Source organism: Haladaptatus halobius (assembly GCF_020618475.1).
GTDB lineage: Archaea > Halobacteriota > Halobacteria > Halobacteriales > Haladaptataceae > Haladaptatus > Haladaptatus halobius.
On sequence record NZ_CP085339.1, the window covers coordinates 80,492 to 103,815 of the forward strand.

Below are 23,324 nucleotides of genomic sequence, written 5' to 3' on the forward strand. Positions count from 1 at the left end.
CTGGTTGGGCACAGACTTCTCGACGGCGTAATTTGGTATGACACACTTCGGAAGTAGATTATTGGTCGGGGGAATTGTCGCTAGAAAGCGCAGCGAGCAAAAGTGACGCAGATGCGTTCATCCGCTTTAACATGAACATCTGCCAGTTCGAGGCTGAACTTGATGTGTCCGATTCCACGCTTCGGCGTATCGAGTAGTTCGCAAGAATGCTCTACGCGTCTTCTTTGATCTCATAGGTCGTATGAAGCTACCATCACACGATAATTACCAACTTTTTCTGTTCATACCGCTATTCTGGGTCGTAGTACTTCCAAGATTGGTTTTCGAGGCGCAGTTCAATATCGTTTGCTGCACCCCTGACGATGTTAGGGAGTTGATCACCCCACTCATCTTTAATTCGAACTGTAGGTCCAGCCACCGAAATCGATCCGACGACATCATTATCGTGGACCACCGGTGCAGCGACAGACGAGACGCCGGATTTGACCTCATCATAACTTGTTGCGAAACCCTGTTTGCGTACCTTTTGAATCTGAGAGATATACGTATCCTCGTCCGGGATTATGTAATCTGGATGCTTCGTCTGGAGGTATGATATGATATTTCGGGTCTCCTCGTCTGGATACTGGGCAAGAATGGCCTTCCCGCCTGCAGTGGCCAGTGAGCAATCTCCCTCCATTCTAAATGAAATAACGCCGCGGCCACCAACTGACTTGTCGATGTAAATTGGATGGGAATGCTCCTCGAAAAGCAACCACACAGCTTCGCTGGTCCGCTCGGCGAGGTCGTTGAGTACCGGTTTGGTTATAGAGAGGATTCCTAGTTGCTCATTCACATGTGTTGCATGTTCGAGAAACCGCAACCCCAGCCGGTATTTATCGCCGTCCTTAACGACATATCCTTCGCTCTGAAGGGTTGCCAGGTAGTGATAGGTAGTACTCTTCGCCAACCCCACATCATTGGCTAGCTCCGTGACTCCTGCGTATTCTTTCCCTTGAAGCGTGACAAATAGTTCGACGATTCTGTCGGCTGTTTTCACCGAACGTTTAGGTTTTGATGGTTGATACGGTGACATTGCTCTAGTATAGAATAGTACACTTAAAAACATTAGTGTTGTTTCTACATCTTTTTACGCCCTAATTATAGATGAAAATTGCCTGCAGAAATTAAGGGTGTCTATTGACATTTTTCCCAAGGTTGTATGAAATTATCAAACACCACTATGACGGTCTTACTAATAAAGGATAAGGAAAACATCCATTCAATTCTTGCCCTCAGTATTGGATTAATATCTGGTCGCCCGCAAACCGGCTAATCATTACAAACCTATTTGTGTAACGCCTAACGGTTTACTCCTACTGTTGGTTCTCTCTTCGCATCTAATCGCCGAAAAAATCTTGTTTGGTATCTATAGACAAAGCGAATGCCTCTCCGTGTCTTTAACAAAAAATCTGATGACGATGACCCTACCGCGTATCCAAGACTAAATGAAATTATCGAACGGCCATGGTTAACAGTCCACAAATCGCGATACTCGTTAAGTGATATCGGGCCAATGTAGTCTCTCATTTCATGACCAGTTACTCGATCGTCCCGCTGATCCAGGAGCAACCTGGGATAGCGATAATCTTCGGCAATGTCGACACCTCGACATACGATTATATGGTTGATAGTAGATGGTATCGTGTGCGGTGAGATTTGATACCCGTTATTACACTGGAAGTGATGGTGTCCCCATTACTTTCTATTACGGAAGTGGGAGTGCTACTACCCCGGTAAGAATAATTAAATCAGTGGAGGATGCTTTCCGGCGGCTAAATAGGTTAGAAATTATGTCAAAAGAAGTTACTCAATCGTGCTCTGAAGAACTAGTAAAACCAATAGAAGTCGTCGTACTGAGCACGGACAAGCGATCAGAAGAACAAATCACCGAGACCGTCTTTTATTTACGTTTGTCGATTAAAGGAATTATCGGAATCAGTTAAAATTTCTTTACAATATTTTGTTCTGCAAGCATCTAGCCAAATCTAATAAACTTTTAATTGCCAACTTGATCTGGTGTCGTTGTTCAAAGCGAGTAATTACATCTGGAAAAGCTGCGAATACTGGCAGAACGGCAATCACCACGCTAGAACCAAAATTTGTGATCGCTGTGGAAACACTATCTCAGCAAATACGTTTCCACGGAGCCACTCAATCCCGTCGCGGAGATCAAAGAAATGTCCTAAAATATCAATCATGTCTGCGTCACCCATCGTCTCAGATGGAGAGGGTATCTGGACACCCATGAACAAAATCACCACATGTCGTTCGTGGGAATCTGAGACTACAGCGGCTATAGAGGATATGTGATGCGCGGTTTCACGCGAATCAGAGAAGGAGGGTGGCTTCATTCTCGGCTTCAGCCGCGGGTTTATTTCGATAGACCAACTAATTGCGCTGAATTGCCGTCGTCAGGATATGGCCGTCGCTCACCAACGAGCGAACATCGACTTTTGACGCTCAACTATCCGATTCCGGTCTGTTTCTTTAAAAGTATCAGAACGCTATCCGCCGTCACCGCTGGAGACCGCTCGTACTCATCATTCAACTCGACTTGCATGAGCAGATCGACCGCTCGCCAGATCGAGTACAATAGGCACGCGAAGGCGAAGTAGAAGAACCGCAACACGAAATTTTTCGACGTCGTCGTGGCCATGAACCGCTTGATCGATTTGTAGCCGCTCTCGATTTCCCATCGATAGCCATACTCGGACAGAAATTCACTGCCTTGATTCGACATGAATACCGAATATTGGCGGTGATCCATGTGCGTAGAATTCTCGCTCCGTCGGCAGACCAGTGTCGTCTCGTGCCAACTCGTTCTCCCCGAGATGCAGCTTCCGATCGGTTTCGTACCTGTCCTTATCCCAGTGGAAGAGTCGCTTGGCTTGGGCTTTCTCATTGATCTGCATTCGTTTCGGTACGACGTACGAGAGCCCGCGCTGGCTGATCGCTTCCAAGACGTGCTAACTGTCGAACTCCCGGTTCATCAGCACATTGTCGACATGGACGAGATCCTGAGCCGAGTCAAGTAGATCCTCAACGATCTCCTTATGTGTCTTGCCTCGTCGAACTGGACGAGCATCCAATACAATTGGAACAGCGTCGCCGACCAGTTGAACAGTCGTCCACTGGTGAGCGTACTCGTCGGTGCTCTCTTTCGTCCCGATGATCTCATCTTCATAACTAGTCCTGTCACCCGTGAACGGACCAGCCTCGGTGATGTCAATGGCGACGATACCTGCCCGAAAGAACTTCTCAGTCTCTGCGACCTCGCCTAAGAATCAGTCCAAAGAGTGTTGGTACATCTCACCACCCTGACGGGCAGACTACGCTAGGCGCGTAACACCCTGAAAAATACGGGCGAGTGGGTCAATTTTCGCCCGGCCCGTCGTCCCCGTCAGGATCATCATCGTCATCTCCCGATCCATCGTCGTCGTCATCATCGTCACCACCGACTCGTGCACTGGGATGACGGTCGACCGACACGCCCGAAACCTCGCCATCCACATCGACGTTTTCCGCAAGAATGACGTCGCCGTCGGTCGTGATATCCCCATCAATCTCGCCATCGGGACAGACGAGGACAGTATTCTGCGTCGTGATGTTGCCGTCAACCTCAACATTGGAGCCGTGAATCACGTCGTCGACGCTCGCTAACTCGTCGTTATTGAACGCCTCGCGGTTGGCGGCGAGATCGACGCCAAGGAGGACGTCACTCACCGCATCAATGTCCCCGTCGATTTCGACAGCGGAGCCGGTGACGATGGCTCCATCCGCTTCGATAGTGCCGTCAACATCAACATCGTCTTCGAGAATCACATGCCCGCCAGCGACGATGTCCCCATCGAGATCAACGCCCTCGGTAACGTAGACATCGCCATCAGATTGGACATCGTCGTCAGTGTCCGACGTGACGGTCGTCGCTGCCGTTTCTAGGGTGATAGTCCAGTACTCGTTGCCGTCTCCTCCGTCTTGTCCTGTCGTGCCGTCTTGTGCTTCGGCGAGGCCCCCGAGGAGTGTGAATCCTGCTACACCTCCCAGAAGTCCGAGAACCTGCCTACGCGATGTTCTGTTGGTCATATTCTGCACATAGCAAAGGAGTCGAGACAGCATAAGTCGGGTATTACGCGAGACGGATACTATCGGGGTTGTTACAACCGATATTTCCATGCCACTGTTGACCGGCACGCATATCCACCTAACGATTATTACAGTTACGAGAGTGTCGACTAATAGGTTTTCAACAGATTCGGAGGTGTCAGTACAGCTCGCCAGCGGTTCGTGTATAGTGTTATCTCCATTGTTAGAAGAACACTCACTTCATAGAGAATCAGCTGTTGCCGATTCGTGGGTGGACAGCACTAGTGATGCGATCGTTCACGGATTCGTCGGAGTGCGCGTACCGCGGACGAACTGGATCACGGCAGCGAGGAGGACGAGACAGATGACGATCATCGCGCCCTGTGAGACGGCCGCAATAACTGAGTCGACTGATTCCCCGGTCAGCAACGCGATGATATCTGGAATCCCACGCGTCGATCCCAGCACGCCGAGCATCGCCAGGAGCCCGATTCCGTAGGCAGCGAGCCGTTGCCGATCCGGCTGCTGGCGACCTATCACGCCCAAGATGGTGATGAGAACACCGAAGAGGGTTGGAATGAGCGCCGTGACGCTCGCGAAGTCAGAAAGCACGTAGGCACCGATACCCAAGACGACAAGCGCGATTCCGAGCACTATGCCCACCATGAATGCGGCCGGACTGAAATTCGCCATATATGGAACCCTGTGTGGGACAGGCGTATAGGTTTCTATCCTGAATGTGCTGGATGATTCCCCTCAGCTCATCCGTGCATGGTTGGGTCAGTCAGTTCATGAAAATTAGACTGCAAGCACGGTCACTGATGTCTTTTCAATGGCTGATGAACAAGTGGTAGCATGATAGCTAACTATGTTCGAGACCATTCTCATCCCGGTTGACGGAAGTGATACTGCGAAGCGTGCTGCCACGGTCGGGCGTGAATTCGCACAACGCTACGATGCGCGTCTCAAGGTGCTTCACGTTCTCGAGAATCAATCACATCTTTCCGGCCTGGGGGGTGACCAGACCCCGGAAGAGAAGGGTCGCGAAATTCTCGATGAGAGTGCGGATCTCACTGCTGGGAGTGATATCGAGATCGACACGCATCTAGTAGAGGGGCAGCCGCGCGAAGCCATCACAGAGCATGCGACTGAGATTGACAGTGACCTCATTGTGATGGGCCGTCACGGTCGGAGTGGACTGCGAGAACGCCTTCTCGGGACCGTCACCGATCGCCTGTTGCGTCACACCAGCATTCCGGTGCTGATCGTCCCCGGTGAGGTCAGCGAGCACACTACTGGTGGCACGTATGAAAACATCCTCATCACGACGGACGGCAGTGAGAACGCCGAACGAGCGGCCCCCTATGGTGAGGATATCGCACAGCACTTCGAGTCCACACTCCACCTACTCAACGTGGTCGACGTCCAAGCTGAGGCCGGAGCGTTCGACGCTGGTGGCGTGTCAGAGGACTTCATCGAACGACTTGAAGAGGAAGGTCACAAGGCAATCGAGCGACTCGCCCAGCAGATTGACGATGACAACGTGCCGGTGCAGTCAGACGTCGTGCGAGGGGATTCACAGGAAGCTATTGCAGACTACACTGGCGACCATGATATCGGTCTGATTGTCATGGCGTCCGAGGGCGAATCAAACTTGGCCAGTCAGTTGTTGGGAAGCGTCACAGACCGCGTTCTCCGTACGGTGGACGTGCCAGTACTCGTCGTATTTCAATAGCACGGACGACTGACCATGTGAGGAAGAGCGAGGAGAATACCTCATCCTCTGGGGTGGGGAGGATGTTACCGAACTGGGTGGCGCGAACATCGTTATGCACAAAAATGTCTCCTTCACAGGGTGACGAGCGGATACCATGGAGTTTGACCCCAATGCGATGGACATTATTTGACCGTACCGACTTGATTATCTCTCTCGGCTTATCGGATTTCAAGTGTCTCGGGTTCTAATACGGCATAACCTATGCCCAAAGAGCTGGAACGCAGCCTCGGTCTCACTCACATGAGTACGTCCACACACCATTTCCGCTACGACATCGTCTTCGGTGCTGTACTCGATTAGCTGGCGGATCATTCGCGTTCAATGGTCCTGTACACTCACTCGCAGGAGCCGTGTCGGCATACCTTTCTCCGCTCTCTGCTCAACAAAGTCGCGTTCTGAAGAGAGAAAACTAATTAGCGGAGTCGCCCCGTGGTTCTTTCTAGCACCCATGTACGAGGATATCCTGCTGCCGTTCGATGGAACCGAGGGAGCGGCGGAAGTGCTCCATCACGCCAGCGAAATTGCGCACTGGGCCGACGCGACGATACATGTCCTCTACGTAGCCGACACCACGCGTGACAGCGTCACCGTCGTCGAAGGTCATCCTATGGATGCACTCGTTCAAGAGGGGGAAGACATCGTCGAAGAGGCTGAGGAAATCCTGCGTACGCTCGGTGTCGACTACGACTCCGACGTCGTCCAGGGGAATCCAGCGCCGATGATCGTCGAGTACGCTGAGCGCTACAATCACGATTTGATCGTGATGCCGACCCACGGCCGGGAGGGTATCTCCAGATATCTCCTCGGGAGCGTGTCCGAGAAGGTCGTTCGCCTGTCGCCGGTGCCCGTTCTGACGGCCCGAATGCAACCCGACGAACAGTTCGCGTTCCCCTACGAGAACATCCTCATCCCAACAGATGGCAGTGCAAGCGCCACCCATGCTGCCCAGTACGGGCTTTCCCTCGCGGCAGCCCTCGATGCAACCGTGCACGTCCTATCCGTCGTTGACGACACGTCGCTCGGTCCGGACATCCGATCGGCCATCTCGAACCAGGAGAGTGAGCAGGCAGCGACCGAAGCTGTGGACGACCTCCTCTCGGAGGCGAAGACCCACGGCGTTGCGAACACTGTTCGACACGTCGAATACGGGCCGCCCATCTCGGAAATTCTCGACTGTATCGAGACGAACGACGTCCACGCCGTCGTGATGGGCACGATAGGAAGACGCGGGACCGACCGCATCTTACTCGGCAGCGTCGCCGAAAAGACTGTGCGCTCTGCACCAGTCCCCGTTATCACGGTCAGAGAGACAGAGTAACAGAGCAGTGGAAGCTGTGTTACTGACGATAGCGCATCCCGAACTACACCCCGAGGAATACCGCTACTACGACCGATGGGCTACGTCGTCTGACGCTACGTCCTTGTCTCATTCGGTCACGTTACCAGTGAAGCGCCTGCCGTCGTAGTTGAATTCGAGAGATGTGAGCTATCCGGGGAGGAAGATGTTGATGAGCGCAACAACGATGCCAGCGATCCCCATCCGAATCCCCGCGACGTACCACCGCTGACGAGAGATCGACGCCATGTACGCTCCGAATGCAAACAGAACGCCGCATGCGATGGCGACCGAGAGTATCGTGGCCTGGAGTAACGAGAGTGCCGTGCCCTCAAACAGGAACGGAATTAGGGGCACCACGAGTCCGCATAATGGCCCGAAGCCGCTCATGAGGGCGTTGACGACCTGATTGTTGGTCTTGTCCCGCTCAACCTGCGTGTCGCTCAGGTCGGTAAGCATCGCATCCTCCAGATTGTGCAGTTCGGCACGCATCTCGGCGCGTTCGATCTCCCAGACGCTCCAGACACCCGAGGTTGTCAGCCCGATAGCGCCGCCGAGGCCGATCGCAATGACCTGTAACCCGTCAGAGACTCCGGAGAGATACGCGCTGACGGTGACACCGACGCCAGTCAGTGCGCCGTCGAACCCGTTCGAGACGAAGTATCGTCTCGCGATCGGCCCAATCCTATCGCTGATTCGTTCCGAGATCGACGCCGAGATAGATTCCGCACCCATCAGTCCTGGGGCGTGGGTGCATCTTCGACGAGATGCTCTCCACAAACGACCTGATCGACCGAGTGGATCGTCCCTCCTGCATCTTTGACAGACGCTCTGACATCGTCGTACTCGATCTCATCGCCTTCGAGCGTTAATTTCAAATTTTTTACCTCTTGGTCGAGTTCGATGAGCGTCGCGTTAACAGCGGCGACATTGCTCGTCCCAGCGATGTGTTGAGCGAATTCGATCGTCGACGGTTCATGTGGTTTCAGTACGTCGATAACCAATCGCTTCACGGGGGCCATCACACTATCTAACAATGCACCATTTAAAACTCATTTGGTGGACGCACATCCGAAGACAGCAAATATGAGTCGGTACTTCAGTACGATATAGTACATATTCGCGTTCAGCGGGAGATCAGAGAGACAGAGATGTCCAGCAAGGCTACGTTCGAGATAGTTCACGATAAGGCGGGGAATGGTGTTGGCGACTCATCGTCTCAAACGGGAACATAATCATGGATAGTGGAGAGGAGTACCGATCTAAGCAGGGAGCCAAACGGGGGATTGAGAGCGTCAAAAAGAACGCCTCCGGGGCCGGTATACGGGTTGTCGACGACAGTTAACTGTGGATATTCAAGCCGTTTACCTGACCTACTAAAGTCCATGTTCGCGTCATCGACCCGCGAGTGAAGCCGTGGGCTTCCGCCTTGCATCTTTGTAAAGGTTGAAGCTGACTTCCTGCCAATAGTGATGGATATTCACAAGCAACGGTACATCTCTAACGCTACTATCGCCGAATTCGGCATTTTCAGGACTCAATGAGGAGGATTAGTGACCAACTCGACTAATGGCGTATTCGGACACTTCAACGCCTGTAGTCGGCGAAATCAGACATTTGAGGGATATCTTGTGTATTATACATCAGAGAACCCTGTATGAAGGCGAACAAGGTATTCAGATGATCGAGTCTAGTCGATTCCGCCACCCGCTGGTCGCCGTTCTCGTCGCATTGGTACTGACGATCCCATGGATCGGAGCGTTCGTCTCGTACGGTGGGTACGGAACCGTGCATCCGGGCGAAAACATCGCGCCTGTCATGGCCGTCGTCGTTGCGGGATTCGCGATCCTAGGTGCGGCGTTCCTACTCGCGTGGGCGGCCGAAACTGCCGAAAAAGACGTCCCGCAGGCGTTTGCTATAGCTGTCCTAGCGGTGCTCGCTGTCGCGCCCGAGTACGCAGTTGACGCACTGTACGCGTGGGAGGCCGGTGCTGGCTCAAGTGAAGCCGCCAATCTCGCGGTCGCCAACATGACTGGAGCGAATCGCATCCTCATCGGCCTCGGGTGGTCCGGGATCGCCCTGTTCACTATCTATCGCGCAAAACTCGCCCGCGACTCAGCGGTTGAACACCGTTCGGGATTCCTCGCGGACGTCGTCGGACTCGATCAGAAGATATCTACTGAGATTGCCTTCCTCCTTGCGGCGACGGCGTACGCGTTCTTCGTTCCCCTCGGCGGCGGCATCGGACCGTTCGACACGCTCATTCTCGTAGGCCTGTACGTGCTCTATCTCCTGGTCATCATCCGCGGTGATGTCGAGGAATCCGAAGAACACGTCGGGGTTCCCGCGTACTTCCAGCAGTATCCGAAAGTACCCCGGATTGCTGTCGTCATGTTCGGATTCGCGTTTTCGGGCGCGATCATCTTCACTGCCGTCCACCCGTTCGCCGAGGGGCTTGAGCAGTTAGGGCTGCAGTATGGCATTCCGGAGTTCTTCATGATTCAGTGGCTTGCTCCACTCGCTTCCGAGAGTCCTGAACTCATCGTCGTCGCCTACCTGGTAAACAAGGCGCGCTCGACCGCTGGGTTCAACGCACTCATTTCCTCGAAGCTCAACCAGTGGACATTACTTATTGGAACACTCGCTGTCGTCTACTCCATCTCGGCGGGAGTCATCGGAACACTTCCGTTCGATCAGAAGCAGGCCGCAGAGATCTGGATCACTGCTGCGCAGAGCTTTTTCGCCATCGCCATCCTAACAAACTTCGAAATTAGCACTCGTGAGGCGGTCGCACTGCTCGTGCTGTTCGTCACGCAGGTTCTCGCAGAGTTCTACGTGATTCAGATATACGCTGAGCCAACGGCAACCAACATCAGTATGACCATTCTCTATGCCTACACAGGTGTCTACATTGTCCTTGGGATCGGGTTGTTCATTACGCGCCGCGAGAGTGTTCGTCGGCTCGTCAAACGGACACTCTCAACCGCTCGGGCAGCACTTGGGAATGGCTCCAGTCAGCCAGAACACGCAGACTGAGTAGCGCGTATCTCTTTCCTGTGCTACATTATCAGAGGGGCGATTTAGTCGCGTCAGATATCCACTGTACATGACTCCATTCAAGCCCTATGCATTGAGAACACTAATCGCAACTTCCCCATGTATTGGAAGTTCCACCGGTGTTCTCGATCGAAAGACAACATTCGATACGACTCCTGCGACGGATAATCTTGGAAGGATCAATCACGGCGTGAAGAATCGTGTTCAGGTGGCTGTACAGATTCCCAATAGAAATCGAACAGGTGGTTGCCCCATTGTCGTGCTTCGTCAGTGTCAGCGATAAATTCCGTTTGCGAGTCGTAGGCCCCGTCCAATGTCGGTAGCGAAAGCAGAAGGTAGTCCTCGGTAACGGTGACCGCAACCGAAACATCCGGCACTCGAATCGTCTCCGTGGCGTCGAGCAGTGCGGGAGCAGTTTCCTTGACGACCTCCTCGAAAACGGCTTCATCAAACACGAGTCGTCCTATGTCCGCACCACTGGCTGCATCGGCCAATCGGTCGTTGTACACCGGTATGATAGCACTGATTGAGTCTGCATTCCTCAGCCGTCGTTCGATTTCAGAGACGGCGTGTGCCGGTCGGGTTTCGGTCGCTCGTACGACCTCGCCGCCAGCAAGTTCTGAAAGACGAAGCCGAAAACGTGGCGGTATTACCGTCACATTGTGGGTCTCCCAGTAGTCTGGATCCGTCGCAAGTACTGACTCGGTTTGCTGGTAATTGTCGATAAAATCGACGATGACTTGCCCCAGTCCAGTTAGCGACCACCGTTTCGATTGTGGTTTATGTATTAATCCTTGTTCGTGTAGGCAGGTTAACGCGTTGTATACGGCGGACTTGCTAGCGAGATCGTGGTCTACCAATGATTGGGTCGAATCACAGCCGCCAGCGATCGCGAAGAGAATGGCCGTTCGTGCGTTAGATCGGAGTACAGAGTCGATCAACGACAAGTGATCGCCCATAGCTAGAGTTCTTTACCTGGTCTCATTATCTTTTTCTCCTCAACTGAGAGTACTGCACTGGTTCCGATTGAGAAGTTGCCGTCGGGTGAACACCGTGCCCCCTAGATTCAGGCATACATGAAGCGGATTAATCTCAGCTACCGCTGACACAGTCGTATTTAGATTTCTTGTTCTATATCCTATTCATACGGTTGATATCACATAGGTATCTGACTGCAAAGTAGAACATCGCCTGAAGAATAGTTATGACGACCGATCTCGATTGAGTACCTGGACGATATTATGGTTGAAATTGAATCAATTCGATCAGTCATCGAGCAGATGGATCGGCGCGCCTCAGTAGAGTCGGTTTACGGAGAGCCGATCGAAGTAGGTGACAAAACTATCGTTCCTGTCGCAAAAATTGGGTACGGGTTTGGCGGAGGATACGGCTCTAGTGATGAAGACGAAGGCGGATCAGGCGGAGGGGGTGGGGGTGGCATCTCGGCTACACCACTAGGAGCGCTTGAACTCACAGAGGACAATACTCGGTTCGTTCGCCTTGAGTCGAGAAAACGGCTTCTACTGGCGTTTATAGCAGGGATTATCATCTCCCGTCTGTGGGGACGTCGCGCATAAAATGAGTTCAGGTGGTTCCGATCGTGTTAAACCTATAAAAAGCGGCTAGAAGCGATCCTGTATCAGACAAGAAAGCATCTTCCACCCCCCTTGGTGTCACCTTGCTCGCGGGTAACGAGCGCTAATGATTGTAAAATAACGTTCCATTGACGAAACCAGAATAGATTATATCTTCTTCGGAATTCAATCGTTCTTGATTGCCGAGTAAATTGATACGTCTGTACTTCTATGGGTATACAATGGCTATTTCTATCGGGTATTCATCTCAGCGTTCTTTGAAATTTTCCTTTTCGGAGTTTACTGGCGCGTTAGGAGATTCGGTTACGGTTTTTCCGGTTGTCGTCGCCATCGCCGCACTCACCGAATTGTCACTGACACATCTTCTCTTAGGGTTTGCAGCGTTCCAAATTGTGTGGGGACTCTACTATGGGCTCCCGGTATCAGTCGAACCAATGAAGGCACTCGCCGCACTCGTGATTGCAGGCGCACTCACAGCTGGGGAACTGGCAGTTGCGGGGCTCCTCGCCGGTGTTGTTCTTCTCGTGGTTGGATGGACTGGCATGCTCCGCCGAGTCGAGCGGTACGTCGGCCAGCCAGTGATTCGTGGCGTGCAAGTTGCCGTTGCACTCATCCTCCTCGAAACTGGTGTCCAACTGAGCCTCGACGGACTACCGCTCGCACTTATCGCGACGAGTGTCGCGGCGGTCGTGATTATCGCGGGGTACCAGCGTGCGAGTGCGCTTGTCGTCCTCGGTGTCGGAATCGTATTCACGGTTGCACAGACGGGTGTCCCAGCACCGCAGCTCCCTACGTTTACAGTCAATCTTCCGAGTCTGACATCAGTCACTGGGGCAATGTTGGAAGGAACAATAGCTCAGCTTGCGATGACTGTCGGCAATGCCGCCGTTGCCACCTCGTTACTCCTCTCAGATTACTATGACGCCAATGTCTCCTCCGACGAGCTTGCGACGAGTATGGGCGTGATGAACCTGTTTGCCATCCCGTTTGGAGCGATGCCAATGTGTCACGGCAGCGGTGGTGTCGCTGGCAAGTACGCTTTTGGAGCTCGAACTGCAGGATCGAATCTAATCCTTGGAGTCATTTATGCGGTCGCCGCCATCCTCGCAGTTGGTGTGGTTGCCGCGTTCCCACTGGCAATGCTTGGGGTCGTCCTCGTCTTGATCACCATTGAACTCGGCCGGGCTGGTCTCGACACAGAGCATATGCCGCTAACACTCGGTGTTGGGATTCTTGGACTGATAACAAATGTCGGTGTAGCATTTTCCGTGGGAATTGTTGGGCATCTGGTACTCAATCGCATTTTCCAAGTTTCGCAGTAAGTGATGAAACCGATCTTTGCTTAGCAGATATATACGCTTAGTCCTCAGAAACGAGTTGATCGGGTGCGTCAGTTGCTGGAGCGGGCGGTTCGTGTGTTCCGAAGTCAGGATGTGTCTCTTCCATCCAGAGGTATACAAGGCCGCCGGAGACGAACATTAACAGACCGGTCATATAGAAGGCAGCTTCGATGTTGACAAATTGCATTGCAAGCCCGATTAGGATTGCTCCGACGGCATAGCCAGAGTCTCGCCACATCCGATAGACACCCATGCCCGACGCACGCCATGTCGGATGGGCTGCATCTCCGGGCACCGTCATTAGATTCGGATAGAGCAACGCCATTCCAACTCCTGCAACGCCCGCCATCACGGCCCATGGGAGATATCCGTCGACGGCTGTCATCCCTAAGACACCCACACCAGCTACAAACATACCCACAATCACCGGCGGTCGGCGTCCGATTCTATCTGCAAGTCCCCCAGTCCCAATTTGGAGGAAATACATGGCACTGTGAACGCCAACGACAACACCAACAGCTGCGATACCTAACCCCTGGCTTGTGAGGTAGAGCGGAACTGCAATCCAGAACAACGTATCGACGAAATTCTCAATGTGACCAGCCTGTGCGGCCGCAAACAGCGTTTGATCGCCGTAGGTCGCCCGCTTCAGCACTTCATTGAACGGCAGGTTTGCATCGTGGTGATCATCATCACCCTCTGCATGCGCGTACTGAACCGTCTCCTTGATGAGAGAGATTGAGATAAGAAATGCCAGCACTACAACGCCAGCGAGGAAATAGAATGGCTCCGGTCGAAGGCTCGTCTGAGCGGCTATCACACCTGTAATCCAAGCCCCGACCGCAAGGCCGGTGTAGCCAAACGCCTCATCGATGCCGACGGCGAGACCACGTTGCTCCGGCCCAGCAAGGTCAATTTTCGCATTCACTGCCATACTCCAGGTAAGTCCTTGATTGATGCCGAGCAGGATGTTGCCGACGGTGATCCACCACCAGTTCGGCGCGAAAATCAGGATGACCGGCAGCGGGAGTGCGGTCGCCCACCCAAGAATGAGCACAGGCTTTCGACCGTACTCTTCGCCCCATTTGCCAGCATAGAGGTTGATCAGTGATTTTACAATCCCGAAGGAAACGACGAACGAGCCGATAACGAATAACGACTTGACGCCAAGGACGTCACGGCCTAAGACGGGGACTACAGCACGTTCTGAACCAATCGTCAATCCAGTCGCGAAGACCAGTAAGATGTGTAGCGAGAACTGTGGGAGATGCTCGCGGATACCCTGCGTATACTCAGGAGTGGTTTCCGTTGCCATAGCTATCGGTCGTTAATTTGCAGCACACTGATTCGGTCCTAATTCAAGTTGCCGAGCCTCTTCCTCGTCGACGTGCTCTTTCCCGACGTTCACACGTTTAATCTGCTCATGGTTAGGTGGCGTCTCAGGAATGTTTGCCGTGATCGCCTCGATAAATCCCTCTCGCTCGTATCTCAGTACCTCATTGTGCTCTCGGATGTCATGAAGGGAGGCAGTCATTGGAGGCTTAGGGGACCCAGGATCGTGAGCAGGGAGAACCAAGCGGTCGTCCGGTTCTTCGAGGAGTCGCTGGAGACTTGCATACAGGGTTACTGCGCGGTCACGAATGGCTGCATCGTTACCACCCTCGAGGTCGGGGCGACCCACACTCTCGAGGAAGAGCGTATCGCCGGTCAGGAGAGCTTTCTCAGCTACGTTGAACGTCACACTTCCTTCGGTATGACCCGGTGTGTAGATAATCTCAATCTCGATCGACCCCAGGGATAGCACCTGCCCATCTGCAAGTGCGGTAGCGGACGAGAGATCACCAGCGTCGGCAGGGTGGAGGTAGCGAGGGACGTCGTGGTTCACAGCGAGTTCCTGCGCGCCAGAGATGTGATCAGCATGGGCGTGTGTTTCAAGAACCGCCGTGAGCGTTGCCCCATGCGCATTAATCAGGTCGAGATAGTTCTGCGTATACTGACTCGGATCGACGACGACAGCTTCCCCGTCATCGATAAGGACGTACGAGAGACATCCGGTTCCCGGTCGTGCCACCTGAATGAGCTGATCAGGGCCAGTGGCCGGAAGTTCCGCTGCGAGATGGACACGACTCCAGCCGCCCATTCCATCCTTAAGGGTCGTTGCCTCGTATCCAAGCTCAGTGAGCACGGTCGTCGCCGTGTCGGAGACTTCTCCTGCTGCGCAGACGGTGACGATCTCTTTGTCTTGCGGAAGTGTTTCGAGTGCTGGTTGTGCCTGCTCGGGCGACTCTTTTAGCGTATCGTAGACATCGATATTGACGCTGTCTGGGATATGCCAGCTTTCAAACTCGTCTTCATGCCGGATATCAAGAACAAGGAGCGGGTCATCCTCATTCTCCAATCGGTCTGCGAGGGTCTCTGGTGAGAGGTCTGCCATCACGTACTAGGTAGCTTCGACATTGCCATATCACCACTGCCAGCTATAACTGGCACCACCTCTAATTACCCTTATTGTGTAGTACTTGGCGATGGCTGGAATTAGTCCCGAAGAACTTCGTACCCGACGCCAAAACGACGCCAATCTTCGAATTGTCGATATCCGCTCCCCGGGAGACTATGAAGAAGAGCACATTGAGGGAAGTGAGAATCTTCCCGTTCGAGAGGCATTGCTTTCTGGAAACGTCGACGAGGCACTGGAACTGTTGGATAATCTTCCCGCTGATGCTGAAATTGTTACGGTTTGTGATGCAGGCCACGTCTCGGGAGAAACAGCAAACATGCTTCGCGAGCAAGGGTACGATGCAAAGGCACTAGATAACGGACTCGAAGGGTGGAAGCAGAGTTCAGAGTAATACTCTTTCCTAATCAGTTTAGTGATTTTATTCTTTGAACACCAGCTATAACCGGTAGACTATATATAGTTACGGACAGTCTATGATGCCACCATGTACGAAGCATCATTCAAGATCCGTCACGAATGCCCATATCGAGAATTCTCCGAGCAGTTTCCAGATATCACAATCCGTGAATGGCACCACCACGATTGCCAGATCTTAGAGCTGTCAAGCCCAACGGCACCGTCCGAGGATCTTCTTGAAGAGATTCAACGCATCGGAGACGTCCTTCACAGTACGACCGACGACGATGGACTTTACGTGGTCGTGCAATCGTGTAAATGCCCGATCGAGAAATCCATCATCAAGCTATTCCAGAACCACACCTGTGTGTATACCCCGCCGACCACCTATCGACAGGGATGGGAACACTATACGGTGATCGGGTTTGACGAAAGTGATATACAAGGAGTTTTGCAGGAACTAGACGAATCTCGTGAGATCGATGTCCTCTCAAAAACTTCTATTGAGAAACGCCAACTCCCTCACAGCACGCTCTTCTCGGTCGACCGGTTGTTTGCTGGTCTTACTGATAGACAGCTCGCTGCCCTCCGACTGGCCTTAGACAACGATTACTACAACCAACCACGAGGCGCATCGACGAAGGAGCTGGCTGAACAGACAAACATCGCGCGGGCGACATTCGAAGAACACCTCCGAAAAGCCGAAAATAAGCTCCTCACGAATGTTGAACCGTTCATTCGACTCCTCACCGAGACACAAGCATCCAATGTTCTGGGTACCCGTCAACCATCAGTGTCGTCGGAAACCGTAGAAACAGACTGACTTACACTGATCCAGTAACACCATTCTGGAGGAAAAGCATCTGTCCTGCCACCTGGAGCGGTGAGAATCGTGGTTGGGGTCTCGACGATCCAGATAGGAACTCAATCGAGGAGGTGCGTGAAATTCAGGACAAACTCGAAGACCGGATCGAGGAATTCTTCGACGAAATTGAATCCCACCAGTGAACAAGATCTGAAGGAGAGGGTCCTGTGTCATCGTACTCTATGCATTGAGAACGACAGTCTCAACTTTTGGATTCCCTAGTTCAATGAGACTCACGAGTTGTCGACACTACGAGACGCTGAACACGACACGCTTAAGAACGCGTCTAGTCGCTCAATACAGTGGGTGTAGGTATCCCAGAGATGTTCAGAGTCGAAGAGTCACTCGTTCATTCACAACTGGAGGACAGTCGCAATGCCAGCGGCGATACCCGCAGCGATAAGACACAGTCCAAGCGTCCCAAGGGCATAGATACTTGCGCGTAGTCGATCGCCCTTCTCCCACAACCGGACAGTTTGCACCGAAAACGAGGAATACGTTGTGAAGGAACCACACGCCCCGACACCAACGAAGAGGGTGACTTCACTATTGAACCCGGCGAACGCGACGAGTCCAAGCACGAAACTCCCCACTACATTCACGGTGAGCGTCGAGAACGGGAATCGGTCGTGGACAAGCAACTGGCCAACCGTGTAGCGTAATACCGCGCCAATCGCACCACCGGTACCGAGGAGATGAGCAGGTTCCATCACTCGTCCACCTCCGGTGCCGAAGGTGTGACAGTGCTAACCCACCGGGCTGCCTCACGACCGAGTAAGACCGCCCCAAATCCCAACGCGTAACTACCGATGATGTAGCCAATCGCCACCGTTGGTGTCGTGGTGAGCACGTCGATGATGAACGTGCTATAGGTGGTGAATGAGGCGAGGAATCCGGTCGCCATGAGAGTCCGGCTGGTTCCAGAAATCGTACCGCTGAAGAGTTCCTCGTAGATGAGGAACCCAAGGGCGAAACAGCCCAGTATATTGACGGACGCAGTGGCCGCCAGTGAGCTTGGGACAAAGAGGTCGATGAAGTATCGGAGGTTCGAGCCGGCGAACCCGCCGATACCGACCACTAGGATTGCTTCCAAGTGTTCAAGAGGGTGTGTCTGAGCCATGGCTGATGTGTGGTAGGAGTCATCAGCCAGAGTGGCGGTTGGGTCAGGCGGACTCCATCGCCCGAATAGACCCACAAGGGGGCGTTGGTTTGAATTGACTCTGGTGGCTATGTTAAAATTGCGATTGTATATGGGTCGAACGAAGCGACAATGAGGTAGATCTCCTGATTAGTAATTCAATCATTATCTTCCTGTACAAAACCGTGAGGTAGATCATATCGTATGCATTGAGAGCGTCGGTCTCAACTTCTGCCAGGAACGCATATGACCCTCACTGCTGAATTTCGGCTTACCTCGTACCATCTCCCACTCGTCGACGTTGCGGCTGCACCCCCGAACGCACACTACAACTCGCGCACGGTGAACAACCCAAGTCAGGACCATTTGTATACTCCTATCGGTTACCGTGAGTCAAGCGCATAATAGACGACGGTCATTGTGAGAGCCATCAATACTGCCTGAAAGAGTACCCAATCTCCTAGCAACAGGCCGAATACGAGGATCGTAATACCGGTCAGGATGCCTATCAGAACTGCATATGCCCTGCGCGAGAGGTTCCTCGTCCACGCATCAACGCGATGGTAGAGCTGTCTCACAATATCCATATCCGGATTATGCCCGTCATCCAGATAAATCTGTTAGAGATGCAGTCTAACTGACTGGTTGTTCCACGCTGCGATGAGCTGAATAATAGAGGTGGAACTCGCTCTCCAAGTTGTCCACGTCTAAAAAAAGGCACTCTTCAGTAGCAACGCGCATCAGAGATTGAGGAGAGCGAGCGTCGGAACGACCTCTGATAACACCATTATAAGGACAATGAGTAACGGAACGAAGAGAAGGACAGAGAGATGCACGAGATTGCTCGTGCATTCTATCCACCGACGTAATTGACGCAGTCGTCGGTGTTTAATGCGTTGACTCCGATGGCATATCCCGCGAATGCGGGCTAGCAGGTCGTCCCGCATGTGTATCCAGCTCTGGTATTTTGGTGAAAAGCAGTATAGCTCCGAGAACAGTGGTGTTTTGAAACACCTTTCTTGGCTTATTCACGTAAAGTATTAACATATGATATATACTGCAGTATTCCCAGAATGACTAAACTACAGGATGGTTCGAGATATCGATTTCGTGTCTATGGCGTTTCATCTTCGTCAACGGGGCCGAGATATTCCAAGTGAATATCTTCTCTGTTCTGGGGAGTTACTTCTTGTTGAATGCGATAGAGAACATGAGTCGACCGTTCATTCTGTGTTCGCTCTTCAACAACAACGAGTGCACTTTTTGGTGTTGCTTCTCGAATATCGTAACTTAACACGTTCTCTCGGGCGGAGAGGAGTTCTTGAACAGCGGTGATAAACTCTGCTGTGGCAGAATCCTCATCGGATGTGGTCATGTGTTTGACTTCAAGCGGAATCAATAGTAATCCTTGGGTGGCGTAGCAGTTGCCAGCGTACACATTGCGCAGTTATTGACTGCCGTGTAACTCGAAAATCGCTGTAGAACCGTAGTTTTTGACTCTATAGCAGTGTGCATGTAAAGTGTATCACTAACCAGAAGGGGGGTGAGCAAGCATGGCTGCCGACCAACGCTCGATCGTCCCGACGCCGTTGAATCCCCGTGACGCCCAGACACTCACCCAACGCCTGTCGGCAGGTGACAAAGTTCGCATCACTACGACTATCCTATCGCGGACGATTCTCACGGTGAGAGAGACACACATCGACACGCTATGCACTACACCTCGTTCTGACGGCCCCACCGATCACGAACACAGCACACCATCCAGCAAGCTACCTACCACTGCACTGTCTGCCAATCCAACGCACCTATGACTGTTCTCGAGTACACGCACACAGCCAATGACACAACTACCCGCTGTATCGGTATACTCACCACCATCGCTCACCTCTCGCAGAGTTCCATCGTGTTCGAACCTGAGTGATTCCAACAGCTCAATCGACGCCTCGTTGAAGCTCCTGACCTGTGCGCTCACTCGTCGGAGGTTTCGATATTACATAATCAAAAAATCATTGCTCCCAATTTCCGTTTGGCGCAATACAGCTGGAAAAGATTCTCGAATGAATTAAGGGAGATGAGATGGGACACTCCGTGAGATGGATTCACACATACAAGGACTGTATCCTGATTTCGGAGATTGGCAGATGACTCGAAAACAGGTTGCAGCGAGCTAATAAATACCGCGTATTCCTATGCCAGAGACGCTCTTCCAGAAAATACTCGTCCCGGTCGCATCGGAGTCAGATGCGGAAACGACGTGTCAAGCACTGCTGCCATATCTCGATCGAGACACGAGCGAAGCCAAGATCGTCCACGTCATCGAGAAGGCAGACGGCGCACCCGACAAAGCATCGCCCGAGCAATTACAGGAGGAAGCCGAGAAGATGTTCGATAGAGCTATCGAACAGTTCACGAACGCGGACTTCACAAACTTCGAGACCGAGGTGCGATACGGAACGAACGTTGCTGACGCCATTGTTGACGCGGGGCGCGAATACGGTGCATCAGCCATCGTCTTCACACCGCGTGGCGGCAAGCGCTGGACACGCCTCCTCACCGGTGACGTGGCGAATTCTCTGTTAACGAATACTGATCGTCCAGTCATCACCCTTCCGCCGGAGGAAGACAGCCATGGATGAGCAGGAACTCGCCCGCGATTTAGGCTTCCTCGAAGCTTACACGATCGGCCTCGGAACGATGATTGGCGCCGGAATCTTCGTGCTGCCCAGCATCGCCGCGGAAGCAGCGGGCCCTGCTAGCATGATTTCGTTTGCCCTCGGCGGTGTTGTATCGTTGCTGGCCGCCCTCTCGCTGTCCGAACTCGCCACTGGCATGCCGAAAGCGGGTGGGAGCTATTACTACGTTAATCGGGCTCTCGGCAGCTTCTTCGGTAGTATCGTCGGGTGGGGGATGTGGGCCGGGCTGATGTTCGCGAGCGCATTCTACATGCTCGGATTTGGCCAGTATCTCACGTACTTCGTTCCTATGGGATCGACGGGGGTGGCGATTGCTGCACTCATCATGTCCGCTATTTTGACCGGCGTCAACTATTACGGGGTGAAAGAAACGGGTGCGCTCCAGAACGTTATCGTCATCGCTCTCATCGGTCTCATCATCGTGTTCGTTGCATTCGGCGTCCTTCACGTCGATACACTCGGTGAGTTCAATCCGAACGGCTGGGGGGCAGTTGTCGCAACCATCGGCACAGTGTACGTGACGTTCATCGGGTTCGAAGTGATCGCGACGAGCGCTGAGGAGATCAAAAACCCGAGTCGGAACCTTCCGTTATCGATGATCGCAGCGGTCGTCACTCCGACGCTGCTGTACGTGCTTGTCATGTTCGTCAGCACGGGAACGCTCAGCATCGATGCGCTCGCCAGTTCCAGGATTCCGGTGGCGGACGTCGCCCAACAAGTCCTCGGAACGATTGGCGCGATAGCGATGGTCGTCGGAGCTGTCCTCGCGACAGTCTCGAGTGCAAACGCCTCGATACTGTCCGCTGCACGGGTGAACTTCGCCATGGGGCGGGACAGGATCCTCTCTAATTGGCTCAATGAAGTGCACAACCGCTTCCGGACACCATACCGCGCAATCATGGCGACTGGTGCGATCATCTTGCTGTTGATCACCGTCGGCGTCGGTATCGGGACGCTCGCCGAGGTCGCGAGTTTCGCGTACTTGGTCACCTACTCACTCGTTCACATCGCCGTCATCGTCATGCGACGAGCAGACCCAGCTGACTATGACCCGGCATTTGAAATTCCGAACAGATTCTTTCTCTTCCCCATTGTTCCTATTCTCGGTTTCTTCGCATGCGTGTGGGTACTCGTTCAGATGGACACTCTCGTTCAGTTACTCGGTCTTGGGATCGTTGGCATCGGTATCGTGTGGTATTTCGGCTACGCCCGCGACCGAGCAGTTCGAGAAGGGTTGCTTGGGGAAGCGATTGCGCCGACGCCGACACTCACGGCGGATGGCCACGGACGATACCGGGTCGTTGTGCCAGTCGCAAATCCAGAAACCGAACGTGAACTCCTTCGCCTCGCCGCTGCAAGCGCCCATGCGCATGACGACGAGCAGGCCGAACTCGTCGCAGTGAACGTTATCGAGGTACCACAACAAACCTCGCTCTCACAGGATCTCGAGTTCGAAGAGGAACGTGTCCAGAAACAACAGCAACTCCTCGACGAAGCACGAGATATCGCAAACGATCTCAATGTTGGCCTTCGAACACGGGCAATTGTTGGACGAAACGTCGGCGAGGTCGTCCTCAATGTGATCGAAGAGGAGAATGCGAACCACGTCCTCCTCGGGTGGAAAGGCCGACGAAGTGCCCGCGAACACATTCTTGGCTCGAACATCGATCCAATTATCGAACGAGCACCGTGTGAGGCGACGCTCGTGAAACTAAACGCTGACCAATCACACGACGATGTCGAGGAGATCGTCGTTCTCGCCGGGGAAGGCCCTCATTCCCCTGTCGCTGCGCGACGGGCTGGAGAGTTTGTTGCGGCGACCCAAGGGAAAGCACGGCTAACGCTACTGAACGTCCAGCGTACGTCCGAGGAATCTAAGCAAGATCCGACTGAACGCGGTGAGGAAATCATCGACCAAGTTGCGAGTGCGGCCGGTATTCAGTTCATGGATTATGACTCACAGGTCGTTGTCACCGACGATATCGAGCCGACCATTCTTGAGACCGTTAAATCGTACGACACGATCTGTGTCGGAGCGACGCGCTCTGGCTCCGTTTCACAAGCTCTCTTTGGGTCACTTCCGGAAACCATCGGCGAGAACGCATCAGGGACGGTGGCAATGGTTCGCGGTAGCAAACAAACACCGCAGTCGATTCGAGAAGGTCTTATTTCCCGTCTTACTAGTTGAATTGTTTTGGACTGGTCGAAACTATCAGTTCGAAGTGTGAATTGACGTCAGTCATGAGTTACCATCGCTTCGGCGAGCGATGAAAACACCCCAGTTACGAAAACGCCGACTATCACTGACACCGCGACAAGTAGATGCGATAACTGGAAGGTCACGACAAGAATGGCCATCCTTGTATGCGGGAACTATCATTCTAACATGCCAACTCCGACGGCAGATGATATCTTGTTCTGAATAGCACTTGTATTCTCATCTTTGTTCGATCTGCTCGCCGCGTATCCAGCGGATTCCTGTTAGCCAAGTTCAGCATCAAAGGAAAATGTTCTCAAAAAACCGTTTGGATGGTTATCTCC

General features: G+C 53.0%; 22 protein-coding genes, 1 pseudogene and 1 riboswitch. Of the genes and pseudogenes, 10 read left to right on the forward strand and 13 right to left on the reverse strand.

The genetic code is table 11. The annotated features are described in order from the left end of the window. Positions 1-289 precede the first annotated feature (289 nt). The 4 genes and pseudogenes from LIW51_RS30695 to LIW51_RS30710 form a co-directional block, all read right to left on the reverse strand. A complete protein-coding gene (locus LIW51_RS30695; protein ID WP_227379838.1) occupies positions 290-1,075 on the reverse strand; it encodes an IclR family transcriptional regulator in 786 nt (261 codons plus the stop codon). 1,431 nt (positions 1,076-2,506) lie between these two features. Beyond that, positions 2,507-3,323, reverse strand: a pseudogene (locus LIW51_RS30700) (transposase); the annotation flags it as partial. A 91-nt stretch (positions 3,324-3,414) separates the two neighbouring features. Next, a complete protein-coding gene (locus tag LIW51_RS30705; RefSeq protein ID WP_227379839.1) occupies positions 3,415-4,125 on the reverse strand; it encodes a hypothetical protein in 711 nt (236 codons plus the stop codon). A 297-nt stretch (positions 4,126-4,422) separates the two neighbouring features. Continuing rightward, positions 4,423-4,818: a hypothetical protein gene (locus LIW51_RS30710; protein ID WP_227379840.1), complete on the reverse strand. Its 396-nt coding sequence runs from the start codon at positions 4,816-4,818 to the stop codon at positions 4,423-4,425. Between the two features lie 175 nt (positions 4,819-4,993). Between LIW51_RS30710 and LIW51_RS30715 the strand changes: the two genes are divergently transcribed. Then, complete coding sequence (locus LIW51_RS30715; RefSeq protein WP_227379841.1) at positions 4,994-5,860, forward strand: universal stress protein; 867 nt, start codon at positions 4,994-4,996, stop codon at positions 5,858-5,860. Between the two features lie 490 nt (positions 5,861-6,350). Next, positions 6,351-7,220, forward strand: coding sequence for a universal stress protein (locus LIW51_RS30720; protein ID WP_227379842.1), 870 nt, complete (start codon positions 6,351-6,353; stop codon positions 7,218-7,220). A gap of 168 nt (positions 7,221-7,388) precedes the next feature. Here LIW51_RS30720 and LIW51_RS30725 read toward each other — a convergent pair whose 3' ends face one another. Then, complete coding sequence (locus LIW51_RS30725) at positions 7,389-7,973, reverse strand: VIT1/CCC1 transporter family protein (protein WP_227379843.1); 585 nt, start codon at positions 7,971-7,973, stop codon at positions 7,389-7,391. Further along, the gene (locus LIW51_RS30730; RefSeq protein WP_227379844.1) at positions 7,973-8,260 is read right to left on the reverse strand and encodes a DUF211 domain-containing protein; all 288 of its coding nucleotides are present in this window, start codon (positions 8,258-8,260) and stop codon (positions 7,973-7,975) included. The genes LIW51_RS30725 and LIW51_RS30730 overlap by 1 nt, the downstream gene beginning before the upstream one ends. A gap of 215 nt (positions 8,261-8,475) precedes the next feature. On the opposite strand from LIW51_RS30730, the gene LIW51_RS39615 reads away from it, so the two are divergent. Further along, a complete protein-coding gene (locus LIW51_RS39615; protein WP_368411893.1) occupies positions 8,476-8,583 on the forward strand; it encodes a YegP family protein in 108 nt (35 codons plus the stop codon). A gap of 335 nt (positions 8,584-8,918) precedes the next feature. Then, complete coding sequence (locus LIW51_RS30740) at positions 8,919-10,274, forward strand: sodium/calcium exchanger protein (protein WP_227379845.1); 1,356 nt, start codon at positions 8,919-8,921, stop codon at positions 10,272-10,274. A 200-nt stretch (positions 10,275-10,474) separates the two neighbouring features. Here the strand turns inward: LIW51_RS30740 and LIW51_RS30745 are convergent, their stop codons facing one another. Further along, entirely contained in the window at positions 10,475-10,954 is a 480-nt protein-coding gene (locus LIW51_RS30745; protein WP_227379846.1) for a transcriptional regulator FilR1 domain-containing protein, read from the reverse strand. 582 nt (positions 10,955-11,536) lie between these two features. Here LIW51_RS30745 and LIW51_RS30750 point away from each other — a divergent pair. Next, on the forward strand, positions 11,537-11,872 hold the full coding sequence (locus LIW51_RS30750) for a GerW family sporulation protein (protein WP_227379847.1): 336 nt from the start codon (positions 11,537-11,539) through the stop codon (positions 11,870-11,872). Positions 11,873-12,111: 239 nt separating this feature from the next. Continuing rightward, positions 12,112-13,212, forward strand: a complete 1,101-nt coding sequence (locus LIW51_RS30755; RefSeq protein WP_227379848.1) for a putative sulfate/molybdate transporter — start codon at positions 12,112-12,114, stop codon at positions 13,210-13,212. A gap of 37 nt (positions 13,213-13,249) precedes the next feature. On the opposite strand, the gene LIW51_RS30760 is transcribed toward LIW51_RS30755, so the two are convergent. Both LIW51_RS30760 and LIW51_RS30765 read right to left on the reverse strand, forming a co-directional pair. Further along, entirely contained in the window at positions 13,250-14,545 is a 1,296-nt protein-coding gene (locus LIW51_RS30760; protein ID WP_227379849.1) for an MFS transporter, read from the reverse strand. Between the two features lie 12 nt (positions 14,546-14,557). Further along, positions 14,558-15,664, reverse strand: coding sequence for an MBL fold metallo-hydrolase (locus LIW51_RS30765; protein WP_227379850.1), 1,107 nt, complete (start codon positions 15,662-15,664; stop codon positions 14,558-14,560). Positions 15,665-15,755: 91 nt separating this feature from the next. Between LIW51_RS30765 and LIW51_RS30770 the strand changes: the two genes are divergently transcribed. Together LIW51_RS30770 and LIW51_RS30775 are read left to right on the forward strand one after the other, a co-directional pair. After that, positions 15,756-16,079, forward strand: a complete 324-nt coding sequence (locus tag LIW51_RS30770; protein WP_227379851.1) for a rhodanese-like domain-containing protein — start codon at positions 15,756-15,758, stop codon at positions 16,077-16,079. Between the two features lie 93 nt (positions 16,080-16,172). Next, positions 16,173-16,907, forward strand: coding sequence for a helix-turn-helix domain-containing protein (locus tag LIW51_RS30775; protein ID WP_227379852.1), 735 nt, complete (start codon positions 16,173-16,175; stop codon positions 16,905-16,907). A 395-nt stretch (positions 16,908-17,302) separates the two neighbouring features. On the opposite strand, the gene crcB is transcribed toward LIW51_RS30775, so the two are convergent. The 4 genes from crcB to LIW51_RS30800 form a co-directional block, all read right to left on the reverse strand. Further along, positions 17,303-17,659, reverse strand: coding sequence for a fluoride efflux transporter CrcB (gene crcB / locus LIW51_RS30785; RefSeq protein WP_227379853.1), 357 nt, complete (start codon positions 17,657-17,659; stop codon positions 17,303-17,305). After that, positions 17,659-18,069 carry a fluoride efflux transporter FluC gene (locus LIW51_RS30790; protein WP_227379854.1) on the reverse strand — a complete coding sequence of 137 codons (411 nt, stop codon included), beginning with the start codon at positions 18,067-18,069 and terminating at the stop codon, positions 17,659-17,661. Before LIW51_RS30790 ends, crcB begins: the two co-directional genes overlap by 1 nt. 6 nt (positions 18,070-18,075) lie before the next feature. Next, positions 18,076-18,140: riboswitch (Fluoride riboswitch) on the reverse strand. A 330-nt stretch (positions 18,141-18,470) separates the two neighbouring features. Continuing rightward, positions 18,471-18,674, reverse strand: coding sequence for a hypothetical protein (locus tag LIW51_RS30795; RefSeq protein ID WP_227379855.1), 204 nt, complete (start codon positions 18,672-18,674; stop codon positions 18,471-18,473). A gap of 527 nt (positions 18,675-19,201) precedes the next feature. Further along, entirely contained in the window at positions 19,202-19,462 is a 261-nt protein-coding gene (locus LIW51_RS30800) for a hypothetical protein (RefSeq protein ID WP_227379856.1), read from the reverse strand. Positions 19,463-20,279: 817 nt separating this feature from the next. On the opposite strand from LIW51_RS30800, the gene LIW51_RS30805 reads away from it, so the two are divergent. Next, the gene (locus tag LIW51_RS30805) at positions 20,280-20,726 is read left to right on the forward strand and encodes a universal stress protein (protein ID WP_227379857.1); all 447 of its coding nucleotides are present in this window, start codon (positions 20,280-20,282) and stop codon (positions 20,724-20,726) included. Continuing rightward, positions 20,719-22,971 (forward strand): amino acid permease, encoded by a 2,253-nt coding sequence (locus LIW51_RS30810; RefSeq protein ID WP_227379858.1) that lies wholly within the window; start codon positions 20,719-20,721, stop codon positions 22,969-22,971. The genes LIW51_RS30805 and LIW51_RS30810 overlap by 8 nt, the downstream gene beginning before the upstream one ends. Positions 22,972-23,324 lie beyond the last annotated feature (353 nt).

Coding starts and splice junctions, on each gene's coding strand:
- LIW51_RS30695 (WP_227379838.1), bottom strand. CDS start 1,075: ATGTCACCGTATCAACCATCAAAACCTAAACGTTCGGTGAAAACAGCC.
- LIW51_RS30705 (WP_227379839.1), bottom strand. CDS start 4,125: ATGACCAACAGAACATCGCGTAGGCAGGTTCTCGGACTTCTGGGAGGT.
- LIW51_RS30710 (WP_227379840.1), bottom strand. CDS start 4,818: ATGGCGAATTTCAGTCCGGCCGCATTCATGGTGGGCATAGTGCTCGGA.
- LIW51_RS30715 (WP_227379841.1), top strand. CDS start 4,994: ATGTTCGAGACCATTCTCATCCCGGTTGACGGAAGTGATACTGCGAAG.
- LIW51_RS30720 (WP_227379842.1), top strand. CDS start 6,351: ATGTACGAGGATATCCTGCTGCCGTTCGATGGAACCGAGGGAGCGGCG.
- LIW51_RS30725 (WP_227379843.1), bottom strand. CDS start 7,973: ATGGGTGCGGAATCTATCTCGGCGTCGATCTCGGAACGAATCAGCGAT.
- LIW51_RS30730 (WP_227379844.1), bottom strand. CDS start 8,260: ATGGCCCCCGTGAAGCGATTGGTTATCGACGTACTGAAACCACATGAA.
- LIW51_RS39615 (WP_368411893.1), top strand. CDS start 8,476: ATGGATAGTGGAGAGGAGTACCGATCTAAGCAGGGAGCCAAACGGGGG.
- LIW51_RS30740 (WP_227379845.1), top strand. CDS start 8,919: ATGATCGAGTCTAGTCGATTCCGCCACCCGCTGGTCGCCGTTCTCGTC.
- LIW51_RS30750 (WP_227379847.1), top strand. CDS start 11,537: ATGGTTGAAATTGAATCAATTCGATCAGTCATCGAGCAGATGGATCGG.
- LIW51_RS30755 (WP_227379848.1), top strand. CDS start 12,112: ATGGCTATTTCTATCGGGTATTCATCTCAGCGTTCTTTGAAATTTTCC.
- LIW51_RS30760 (WP_227379849.1), bottom strand. CDS start 14,545: ATGGCAACGGAAACCACTCCTGAGTATACGCAGGGTATCCGCGAGCAT.
- LIW51_RS30765 (WP_227379850.1), bottom strand. CDS start 15,664: ATGGCAGACCTCTCACCAGAGACCCTCGCAGACCGATTGGAGAATGAG.
- LIW51_RS30770 (WP_227379851.1), top strand. CDS start 15,756: ATGGCTGGAATTAGTCCCGAAGAACTTCGTACCCGACGCCAAAACGAC.
- LIW51_RS30775 (WP_227379852.1), top strand. CDS start 16,173: ATGTACGAAGCATCATTCAAGATCCGTCACGAATGCCCATATCGAGAA.
- crcB (WP_227379853.1), bottom strand. CDS start 17,659: ATGGAACCTGCTCATCTCCTCGGTACCGGTGGTGCGATTGGCGCGGTA.
- LIW51_RS30790 (WP_227379854.1), bottom strand. CDS start 18,069: ATGGCTCAGACACACCCTCTTGAACACTTGGAAGCAATCCTAGTGGTC.
- LIW51_RS30795 (WP_227379855.1), bottom strand. CDS start 18,674: ATGGATATTGTGAGACAGCTCTACCATCGCGTTGATGCGTGGACGAGG.
- LIW51_RS30800 (WP_227379856.1), bottom strand. CDS start 19,462: ATGACCACATCCGATGAGGATTCTGCCACAGCAGAGTTTATCACCGCT.
- LIW51_RS30805 (WP_227379857.1), top strand. CDS start 20,280: ATGCCAGAGACGCTCTTCCAGAAAATACTCGTCCCGGTCGCATCGGAG.
- LIW51_RS30810 (WP_227379858.1), top strand. CDS start 20,719: ATGGATGAGCAGGAACTCGCCCGCGATTTAGGCTTCCTCGAAGCTTAC.